Source organism: Streptomyces sp. NPDC000151 (assembly GCF_040301705.1).
In the GTDB taxonomy this organism is placed as follows: Bacteria; Actinomycetota; Actinomycetes; order Streptomycetales; family Streptomycetaceae; genus Streptomyces.
On record NZ_JBEPFC010000084.1, the window covers coordinates 21582 to 30135 of the forward strand.

Below are 8554 nucleotides of genomic sequence, written 5' to 3' on the forward strand. Positions count from 1 at the left end.
CATGTATCGTCGCGAGCGCAATCCCTCGTACCGATCCCTGTGAGGAGAGTGGGGCGCCGTGACCATGCATTCGGCGACCTTGGCCATCGACGAGACGATGCGGGCCCGCCGCGCGGCGGGCGAGAAGGTGCTGCATCTGGGGTTCGGCGAGGCCGGGCTGCCCGTGCCGGACGACATCGCGGCGGTACTGGCCTCCGCCGCGGGCCGCAACGGTTACGGACCCGTGGTCGGCTCCGACGAGGCACGCGCGGCCGCCGCCGGCTGGTTCACCCGGCGTGGCGTGGCCACCGGTCCTGAGCAGGTGCTCTTCGCGCCCGGCAGCAAGGCCCTGCTGTTCGCGCTGCTCGCCGCGCTCCCCGGTGACGTGGTGCTGCCCCGCCCCGCGTGGGTCAGCTACGCCGCACAGACCGCGCTGGTCGGCAAGCGGGTCATCGACGTGCCGGTGCCGGAGGCCGCGGGTGGCGTGCCCGATCCGGCGCTGCTGGAGGACGCACTGACGGCCGCGCGGGCGGACGGGGCGCGGCCGGGTGTACTGATCATGACCGTGCCGGACAACCCGACCGGTACCGTCGCACGGGAGGCGGACGTCCGGGCGGTCTGCGAGATCGCGGGGCGGCACGGGCTCGTGGTGGTCTGCGACGAGATCTACGCGGAGGTGCTGCATCCGACCGGCGGGGCGGGCCGCCGCGCTCCCAGTGCCGTGCACCACCTCCCCGACCGCACCGTCGTCACCAGCGGTCTGAGCAAGTCCATGGCGCTGGGCGGTTGGCGGATCGGATTCGCGCGGGTGCCGGAAGGAGCTTGGGGCGAGCGGCTGATGCGGGATCTGACCGGCGTGGCCAGCGAGATCTGGTCCGGCCTGGCGGCCCCGATGCAGGCGGTGGCCGCGCATGTCCTGCAGGACCCGCCGGAGGTGCGGGCGCACGTCGACGCGGCCCGTCGGCTGCACGGGAGTGTCGCGCGCGCCGTGCACGCGGAGTTCGTCGCGGCCGGTGCGCGCTGCCGGGCGCCCGAGGCGGGGTTCTACCTCTACCCGGACTTCGAGCCGCTGCGCCCGGTGCTGGCCGCGCGGGGCGTGACCACCGGGGCCGGGCTGGCCTCAGTACTCCTGGCGGAGCACGGCATTGGGGTACTGGCCGGTGCGGCGTTCGGCGACGCCCCGGAGGGGCTGCGGGCGCGGGTGGCGACGAGCCTGCTGTACGGGGAGAGCCCCGCCGAACGGTGGGAGGCGCTGCGGTCGCCCGACCCGGTGACGCTGCCGTGGATCGCGGACGCGCTGGCGCATCTGCGCGAGGTGCTCGGCACGGTGACGGCCCCGGCCCGCTGAGCCGCCCGAGTCAGGGGTTCACATAAACCCCGAACTCCTCCATCAGTTCCTCCTCCTGGAGCAGCGTGGCGCGTACCTCGTGGCCGCGGAGTTGGGCGACGCCTGCGGCCAGGGCCTGTACCAGGGAGGTGAAGGCGGTCACCGACCGGAGGACGGACGGGCCCGAGGCGTCCACGTAGAACGTCTGCCGTGCCGTGGCGGCGAGGGGTGAGGAGGGGTTGTCGGTGAGGGCGATGCAGTGGGCGCCGCGGTCGTGTGCCCAGGAGGCGGCCCGTACGGTCTGGGCGCTGTAGCGGTGGATGGAGACCGCCACGAAACAGTCGCCCTCGCGGACCCGGCGCAGGTCGTCGGTGAGCGTGCCGGTGCCGGGGGTCACCGTGGCGACCTCCTCGCGCAGCATCCGCAGCAGGTAGCCGAGGAGGTAGGCCGGGGCGTGGCACTTGCGCAGGCCCATGACGTGGACGCGCGGGGCTTCGGCGAGGGCGCGCACCGCGGCGTCCCAGGTGTCGTCGGGGATTCTGGCGAAGGTGCGGGCGATGTTGGCGCGGTCCAGGGCGACCGAGCGTTCCAGCAGGTCGCCGTCGTCCGTGCCGAGCTGTTCGAGGCGGTCGTAGCGGCGCAGCAACTGGGCCTGTTCGCGGAGGCGTTCGCGGCAGAGGCGGGTGAGGCCCGGGTAGCCGTCGAGGCCGAGGCCCGCGGCGAAGCGGACGACGGTGGCTTCGTTGACGCCGACGGCCGAGGCCAGTTCGGAGACGGTCATGAAGGCGACGCCCTCGGGGTCGGCCAGCAGCCGGTCGGCCAGCAGGCGCTGGGAGCGGGTCAGGGACTCGCCCCGGTGCTGCAGTTCGGCGACGAGCTCGTCATAGGTCCGCGGGGGGTGCGGCGGTTCGGGGGCCATGGCGTCGATTCTCTCGTGCGGTACGTGCGGCACGTGCCGTACATCCAGTACGTGCGGTGCTCGGCCCGGTACTCAGACCTGCTCGCCGCGTGCGTAGGCGGACAGCGGCAGGGTGGCGGTGCGGCCGTCGGTGCCGCGTACGGTCACCCGGTCGGCGGTGAGGTCGGCGACGGCGGTGCAGAGGGTCATCAGCGGATCGGTGCCGGCGGCGGTGCGGTGCACGCCGTGGGGCAGCGGCGCGCCGGTCAGGACGTCGAGGAACCAGTCGGCGCCGGGCTCCTTTTCGGGTGCGGTGAGCCGGTCCAGTACCGCGCCGCGGGCCACGCTCTCCTCGTACTGGCCGAGGCTGCGGGCGGCCTGCGCGTCCTCGCCCGCGGCAGGGCCGGCGGCGTCCAGCGAAGGCGACAGCTGTCGCAGGTGGTTGGTGTGCCACTGGAGGGGTGCCGCGGGGCCGGTCTCGCGTGCCGCGGTGCGGCCCGCCGTGCTCTCCACGACGGCGACCCGGCCGGTGGCCGCCTCGCCGAGGGTGTAGGCGAAGCCGCCGGCGCTGTGCCGGGTGCCGAGGTGGTGCACGGCCTCGTCGAGGGTGCGGGCCTGCTGCATCGCGCGGGCGACGAAGTGGCGGCTCGGCGCGTCGGCCGGGGCCGCCGCCTGGATGTGGTTGATGCCCCAGACCAGGCCGTGGCCGGTGGCGGTGAAGGTGTTCGCGGGCAGGAACCCCGGGTACCACTGGACGGTGACCGGCGCTTCGCCGTCGACGCGCAGCGTGAGCAGGATGAAGTGGCCGTCCAAGGCGGGCGCGCCGTCCTCGTTGTGGGCGACGAAGGAGCGGGTGCGGCGCCAGCCGAGGTCGGTGCAGCCGGTGCCGTCGGTGGCGCCGAGGTCGCCGCGGAGGTTGGCGAGCAGCAGGTCGTCGAAGTCGGCGCCCGCGCCGGCGGCGAGGTCGCGGAGCTCGCCGAGCTGCACTCCGCATTCGGCTTCGGTCGCCCGCAGCAGCCGCTCGACGCGCTCCCGGCCGGGTCCTGCCGCCGTCCGGGCGCGCAGCGCGTCGCGTTCGGGCAGGGCTTCCTGGACGGCCCGGATGTCGGCGCGGGTGACGTCGCCGAGGGTGCGGAAGACCGCTGAGCGGTCTCCGGAGATCACCAGCCACCGCAGCCCGGCGAGCTCCTGCTCCTGGACCTCCGCACCCATCGCCCCACCTCTCGTGATGTCATCAGAATTGCAACGCGTACAGGTTACGCAATTCTGCTTGCATCACGCACGGGGGAGCCCGGCGCCCCGGGGACGAGTCCCCCGAAACGCTCCCTTCACACCTCCCGTACCTCGACCACCTCGAACGCGTCCAGGACGAACTCCGCCGTCCCGTCGTCCCCGGTCTTGCGCAGCCCCACCCACGCCTCGCCCTTCTCCGGCGCGGTGAACTCGTAGGAGTGGACGGTGGGTCCGGTGGCGACGGGGAGCGGGGCGCGGCTCAGCTCCCGTGCCGCCGGCTCGTCGACGGCGGTGACCCAGGCGTACTGGTCCGCCTTCTCGTTCTCGTACCGAAAGGTGACCCGGTAGCGGCGGCCCGGTGCGAAGCGCACGGTGTGCGGCACGGTCCGGTAGACCAGTCCGCCGTTCTCGCCGCGCGACTTCAGCGACTGGCCGCCGTCGATCACGTCGTCGATGACCTTGCCGTTCCAGCCGCGCTGGGTGTACGGCGCGTGCCGCTGGGCGATGTGGGTGCGCGGGTCGTTCGCGCCGCCCGCGTCGCCCTTCACGAAGACGCCCCAGCCCTGCGGCACGTGCTCGAAGTCCTCGTACGCGAGGGTGCCGTCCTTCTCCGTGCGGGAGGCGGCCACCACCCGCACGTTGTCGAACCGCACCCGCGCCTGCCCCGCCGCGGCCTTGAGGGACAGCGTCACCGGGCCGCCGCCCTCGGGAACGGTGAAGCAGGTGAACATCCGCTGGAAGCGGGTGCCGTGCTTGCGGTCGGCGCCGACGTGGTTGCCGGCCGTGGAGGTCTCGGTCCAGTTGGCCGCGGTGACCCCGTCGGCGGTGCGTACCGTGAGTTCGGCGCGGCGCCGCTCCCCCGCCTTCTCGCCGACCTCGACCTGCACGGACGCCGCGTACGTGCCGGGCGCGAGGCGGTCCAGGCGGCGCGCGACGGCCGCCGCGCCACCGGCCCCGATCACCAGCTCGTAGTCGCCCAGCGCGCTCGCGCGGACCGCCGCAGGGCCGCTGACCTGCCATCCGTCGAGCGTGCCGGAGTGGAAGCCGGGGTCGGCCAGGCCGGTGCCCTCGCCCCAGCCGGGGTCCTCCTGGGCCTCGGCCCGCCGCTCGCGGACGACGTACGGGACGCCGGCCGCGGCGTCGATGGTGACCTTGCCGCCGCTGACCGGCAGCCGCTTCTCGTCGGCGCGGCCCTGGTCGGTGAGGCGGTACAGGTACACCGTTCCAGCCGTCCAGCCGCGCGGCAGCGTCCAGGTCGTCGTGCCGCCCTTCGGGTTGTAGTGGTAGAGCTTCTGCGGGTCGGTGGCGCGGCGCGGTTCCCACGGGAGCAGGTAGGTGCCGTCGTCGTAGACGAGGCGGCCGTCGGTGCTGATCCGGCGCTTGCCGCCGTCGGCGTCCGTCACGGAGGTGCGGGTCGGCCCCTCGAAGGTGATCTCGTGGTCGGTCCAGGTCCTGATCGGGTACGCCTGGAGGTACTTGGCGGGCAGCGCGTCCCGCCAGATGATCCGGTGGAAGGCGGGCCAGTCGGTCTTGCCGACCCAGCCCTCGAAGTTGCCCATGCGGGGCGCGCCGAGCAGCGTCGGCCACTTGTCGGCGAAGACGTCCTTGTGGTGGTTGCGCAGGAAGCGGATCAGCTTGCTGTTGATGCCGCGGGAGGTGTCGCCGCCGTAGTCGGTCTCGTTGGCCCAGTGCGACCACAGGGCGGAGCGCTCCAGGCCGTGGCCCCACTCGGTGGTGACCAGCCAGCCCTGGTCGCGCAGGTGGCGCTGGAGCCGGTCGGAGTTCCAGCCGGACTCGCGGAAGACATCGATGTACAGCGCGTTCAGGGCCGGGTCGGTCTCGTCACGCAGCTGCTGGAAGCGGGCGGCGATGTCGCCGGAGACCAGGTCGCGGCGGGCGTCGATGCGGTAGGACTGGTCGAGCCAGTCCCACTGCTCGTTGGCCTTGTCGACCAGCGTCTCGGAGAAGGCGTGCGCGACGGGGTAGGACTCGGTGGCGTTGACGTGGACGGCGAAGTCGCTGTTCCACTTCTTTCCGGCGCGGACCAGGGCGTTGAGGTCCTTCAGGCCGCCGGCGCGGGTGTTGTAATTGCCGCCGTAGTCGGGGTGGGCCGAGTCGTGGCCCTCGGACTGGTAGCCCTTGAGAAGGGTGAACTGCCGCAGCCCGTCCGTCGCGAGCGAGATCCGCTTGACGTTGTCGAGGGTGGCGAGGAACGGATTCGTGGCCTGGCTGGCGAAGTTGAAAGGGATGTGCGGCACGACGCGCAGGTGCTGTTCGTCCGCGCCCAGCGGCATGACCATGATGTCGCGCAGCGCGATGGCGGCGTCCTGCCAGTCGATACGGCCGTCGCCGTTGCGGTCGCGGGTGAGGATCACGGTGGCGTACGGCAGCGGTTCGGTGGCGTCCACGGGCGCGGTAGCCGCGCGGTGGGTCCACTGGCCGCACGCGAGCCGGGTCTCCACGTAGCCGTCGCGGCGGACGGTCTGCCGCCACAGGCGGCCGTTCTCCCAGGTGGTGGCGCCGGACGGCTTGTCGTGGACGGTGTTGGTCTCCAGGGCGGCGGCCAGCTTGTCGGTGGCGACCACGGCGTACGCGCAGCCCAGGGGCGCGGCGTCGGCGGGCGTGCCGTCCGTGACCTGGACGAGGGTGTCGCCGCTCTTGGCCTTGTCCAGCTCGACGCGGGCCGCGAGCAGCGTCGCGCCGGGCTGGTCGCTGCGCACGCTGAGCAGCGCGAGGGCGGGGATCTGGAGGGTGCCGACGCGCAGCGCGGCGGTGTCGGCGATCTTCGTGACCCGCCAGTGGACCTGCCGCCCGTCCACCGCGATCTCCACGCCGATCTCGGTGCCGCCGTCGAAGGCGAGGGTGTAGGCGATGCGGTCACCCGAAGGCCGCGCGGTGACCTTCGGGGTGCGCGCCGTGCCGTCGACGACGACCTCGGTGACCGGCTCCGCCTGGCCGTGCAGCACGGCGCCGGTGCCGGTGTCGGTGTACGCGATGACGCGCGGGAAGGCGGTGTCCACGCGGACCTGGAGCTGTTCGGAGCGGAGCACGGCCTCGCCCGCCCGGGGTGCCGCGTGCGCGGGCACGGCGCCGAGGGGCAGCGCGGTGCCGAGCGCGGCGAGGGCGGTGCCGGCGACGACGGTCCTGCGGCTGGGGCACCCGTCAGCTGTCGGTTCGTTCACGCGCACTGTCCTCCTTCGCACCGGCACTGCCTGTCGCCGGACAGCGTGCTGCGCGTGCGGCGGACGCGCCCATGGACAAAGGAGGGACAGGTGTTGGACTAACGGGGCGGTGCCGCCGCACGGCGGCACCGCCCCGGCCCGTCGGCGTCCTCGGCCGCCGGGCTTCGGTGTCCTCAGCCGCCGAGCTGGCCGGCGCCCTTCTTGATGTCCGCGGCGAAGGCGCTCACCTCGGTGTACACGCCGGGCTTGCCCGGCCGCGCGCAGCCCTCGCCCCAGCTGACGATGCCGACCTGGAGCCACTCGCCGGCGTCGTCCTTGCGGAACATCGGGCCGCCGGAGTCGCCCTGGCAGGTGTCCACGCCGCCGGTGTCCAGCTTGCCGGCGCAGATCTCGTCGCCGGGGGTCAGGTCTGCGCCGTAGGCCTTCTCGCAGGTGGCGTCGTCGACGAACGGCACCTGGGCCTTGAGCAGGTAACGCTGCTGCTGGCCGCCCTCCTTGTCGGCGCCCCACCCGGCTATGGTGAAGTCGCCGTTGTTGAGCTTGTCGTCCTCGGCGATCTTCAGGGTGGGGATGTTCTCGATCGGCTTGGCCAGCTTGATCAGCGCCCAGTCCTTGCCCTTGCCGTCGTAGCCCGGAGCCTGCAGGACCTCGGTGGACTTCACCTTCACGGCGGCGGAGTCCTGGAGGTCCACGACGCCGGCGGTGGCCGTGATCGAGGTGTTCGCGCCGCTGCCGTCCACGCAGTGGGCCGCGGTCAGCACGATGTCCTTGGCGTACAGCGCGCCGCCGCAGCCCATCGACAGCCGTACCATGAACGGGAATTCGCCCTGCTGGGCGCGGGTGCCGCCGACGACATTGGCGTGGTCGCCGCCGTCTCGGGCGGGGGTCGCGGCGCCGGCCGTGCCGGGCTGGAGGCTGAAGGCCGCGAGGGCCACGGCTCCTACGGCGGTCGCTCTCTTGAGGTGCTTCAGGTAGCTCAACGGGCTTCCTTTCGTGGGGGGTTGCACGTCAATGACGGGCCCATGCCAACACCGGAGCCGGTGAACACCGCCGCGAAGGACAAGACCTGGCAAAAACGGCAGCGCACGAAAAGGCGTCCGGACCCAGTGGGGGTGAGCCCGTCAAGCGCCCTGCGATTATGTGGAACGCGCGACAAGTGTGACAAGAGCGCCCACCCACTCAACTCCCTTGCCATCGCGGGCAGTACGCCCCGTACCGCCCGGTCCAGCCCGCCCGTACAGTGGTCGGGTGGCAGTGGGAGGCACCCGTCCCGGCAGCGAGGTCGTGCACGGCTATCCGCATCTGGAGACGGTCCGGGCGGCCGTGACCGCGCTGTACAAACGGATGTCGTACGACACCGTGCGGACCTTCGAGGCCGCCGTGCCGCCCGTCGACGCGGCGTTCGGCGACGAGGAGGACCTGCACCTGGGCGTCGCGCGGGTGGCCCGGGCGATGGTCGCGCACCTGCGGCTGCCGGACGCCCGCATGATCGTCTCGTTCCGCGGGATGCGGCACGCCGCGCACGTCGAACTGACCGCGGGGCCTGAGTACTTCATCGAGCTCAACGACCGCTTCCGCACCCACCGCAAGGACATCGCCGCCGCCCTGGCGCACGAGGTGATGCACATCTACCTGCACCGCCTCGGCCTGTCCTTCCCCGGCACGCACGCCAACGAGATCCTCACCGACACCGCGACCGCCTACCTCGGCGCCGGCTGGCTCCTGCTGGACGCCTACCGCGAGCACGGCGCGTCCTCGCAGAAGCTGGGCTATCTCACCCCCGAGGAGTTCGGCTACGTCCTCGCCAAGCGGGCGCTGTTCTTCGGCGAGGACCCGGCGCCGTGGTTCACCAGCCCGCAGGCGTACGACGCCTACCGCGCGGGGCGGCTGCGGGCGCTGCACGACGCCCGGCAGCCGCCGCTGGCCGCCGCCGGC

6 protein-coding genes are annotated in these 8554 nt (G+C 73.0%); 2 read left to right on the forward strand and 4 right to left on the reverse strand.

Annotation, left to right across the window (positions count from 1 at the left end; genetic code table 11):
* The first annotated feature begins 64 nt into the window (after positions 1-64).
* Positions 65-1327: a pyridoxal phosphate-dependent aminotransferase gene (locus tag ABT381_RS22435; protein ID WP_351597148.1), complete on the forward strand. Its 1263-nt coding sequence runs from the start codon at positions 65-67 to the stop codon at positions 1325-1327.
* Between the two features lie 10 nt (positions 1328-1337).
* On the opposite strand, the gene ABT381_RS22440 is transcribed toward ABT381_RS22435, so the two are convergent.
* The 4 genes from ABT381_RS22440 to ABT381_RS22455 all read right to left on the reverse strand — a co-directional run bounded on the left by ABT381_RS22440 (position 1338) and on the right by ABT381_RS22455 (position 7599).
* On the reverse strand, positions 1338-2225 hold the full coding sequence (locus ABT381_RS22440) for a MurR/RpiR family transcriptional regulator (RefSeq protein WP_351597127.1): 888 nt from the start codon (positions 2223-2225) through the stop codon (positions 1338-1340).
* 72 nt (positions 2226-2297) lie between these two features.
* Positions 2298-3416 (reverse strand): C45 family autoproteolytic acyltransferase/hydrolase, encoded by a 1119-nt coding sequence (locus tag ABT381_RS22445; protein ID WP_351597130.1) that lies wholly within the window; start codon positions 3414-3416, stop codon positions 2298-2300.
* Positions 3417-3532: 116 nt separating this feature from the next.
* Positions 3533-6619, reverse strand: a complete 3087-nt coding sequence (locus ABT381_RS22450; RefSeq protein ID WP_351597133.1) for an endo-alpha-N-acetylgalactosaminidase family protein — start codon at positions 6617-6619, stop codon at positions 3533-3535.
* Between the two features lie 173 nt (positions 6620-6792).
* A complete protein-coding gene (locus ABT381_RS22455) occupies positions 6793-7599 on the reverse strand; it encodes a S1 family peptidase (RefSeq protein WP_351597136.1) in 807 nt (268 codons plus the stop codon).
* A gap of 268 nt (positions 7600-7867) precedes the next feature.
* On the opposite strand from ABT381_RS22455, the gene ABT381_RS22460 reads away from it, so the two are divergent.
* Positions 7868-8554: hypothetical protein (locus tag ABT381_RS22460; RefSeq protein ID WP_351597139.1), on the forward strand; the 687-nt coding region annotated here is incomplete at its 3' end.

Bases quoted from the DNA above. Each gene is read 5' to 3' on its own strand.
- ABT381_RS22445 (WP_351597130.1), bottom strand. From the start codon at position 3,416: ATGGGTGCGGAGGTCCAGGAGCAGGAGCTCGCCGGGCTGCGGTGGCTG.
- ABT381_RS22440 (WP_351597127.1), bottom strand. From the start codon at position 2,225: ATGGCCCCCGAACCGCCGCACCCCCCGCGGACCTATGACGAGCTCGTC.
- ABT381_RS22435 (WP_351597148.1), top strand. From the start codon at position 65: ATGCATTCGGCGACCTTGGCCATCGACGAGACGATGCGGGCCCGCCGC.